Below are 1,337 nucleotides of genomic sequence, written 5' to 3' on the forward strand. Positions count from 1 at the left end.
CCGGCCCCGGCCGCGATCGGGCGCCTGCCCGGGGCGCCGGTGCTCGATCCCGGCCGGCTCGTCGCCGGGGCGCTGCCGCAGGATCCGCGTCCGCGCCTCGCCGCACCGCCGGCGCCGCCCGTGCCCCCCCGCGCCGGGCCCGGCCGGGCGCCCCCGCGCGCGGCCCGCCGGCACGGTCGAGTGGCGCGGGCGCGCCCTGCCGGTCCGGCCGCTCGCCGCCCTGCTCGGGGTCGCGGCGCCGGATTCCGGTTCCCGTCTCGTCGTCGCCGGCGGCGTCGGTCTGGCGGTCGACGGGATCGGACCGGTGCTGCGGCCGGAGCCGGCCGACCTCGATCCGGTGCCCCGCGGTCTCGGCGCGGCGGCCGCCGCCTTCGCGGCGATTCTCCGGAGCCCGCAGGACGGCGCCCTGGTGCCGGTCCTGGCGCTGGAGCGGCTGCTGCCCGGAGGCGCGACGCCCCCGGAGCCCGCGCGCGCCCCGGCCGAGCCGGCGGAGCGGTTCCTCGCCGTCGACCTCGCCGGCACCCTCTACGGCCTGCCGGTCGCGGCGGTCCGCGAGGTGCTGCGGGTGCCGAGCCCGGCGGCCCGCCTGCCGCACGCGCCGGGCTTCGTCGCCGGCCTCGTCCAGCACGACGGCGCGGCGCTGCCGCTGATCGACTGGCGCCGCCGCCTCGGCCACCCGCCGAGCCGCCCCACCGCCCGGCGCCGCCTCGTCGTCCTCGACCGCGACGGCCGCCGCGCCGGCCTGATCGTCGACGGCGCGGCGCGGCTCCACGCCCTCGACTCAGGGAAGATCCGGCCCGCCCCGGACATCGCCCCCGCCGACCGGGTCGGCCTCCTCGACGACGGCGGCCGCCTGCTCCTCGTCGATCCGGCCGCGTTCCTCGACCGCCTCGTCCGCGACCTCGCGCCCGCCGGCCGGACGGCGGAGGCGGCGGCATGATCCGGCTCCTCGTCGCCGACGACTCGGCGCTGATGCGCAAGCTGCTCGGCGGGATCTTCGCCGCCGAGGGCGATTTCGAGGTCGCCTTCGCCCGCAACGGCCGCGAGGCGATCGAGGCCCATGCCCGCTTCGTCCCCGACGTCGTCACCCTCGACGTCACGATGCCGGAACTCGACGGCCTCGCCTGCCTCGACGCGATCATGCAGGCGCGGCCGTGCCCGGTGGTGATGCTGTCGAGCCTCACCGCCGAGGGGGCGGAGGTCAGCCTCGACGCCCTGGCGCGCGGCGCCGTCGACGTGATCGCCAAGCCGGCCGGAGCGGTCTCCCTCGACATCGACCGCCTCGCGCCGCTGATCGTGCGCAAGGTCCGGGCCGCCGCCAGGGCGCGGCCGCCGTC

2 protein-coding genes are annotated in these 1,337 nt (G+C 80.1%); both read left to right on the forward strand.

What is annotated here, in order from left to right; genetic code table 11:
* Positions 1 to 940 (forward strand): chemotaxis protein CheW (locus EOE48_RS28400; RefSeq protein WP_127734222.1); only part of this gene is annotated, 940 nt, incomplete at its 5' end.
* On the forward strand, positions 937 to 1,337 hold a 401-nt coding region (locus EOE48_RS28405; protein WP_127734223.1), incomplete at its 3' end, for a response regulator. The genes EOE48_RS28400 and EOE48_RS28405, both read left to right, overlap by 4 nt.

The sequence above is a fragment of the Methylobacterium oryzihabitans genome (assembly GCF_004004555.2).
Taxonomy (GTDB): domain Bacteria; phylum Pseudomonadota; class Alphaproteobacteria; order Rhizobiales; family Beijerinckiaceae; genus Methylobacterium; species Methylobacterium oryzihabitans.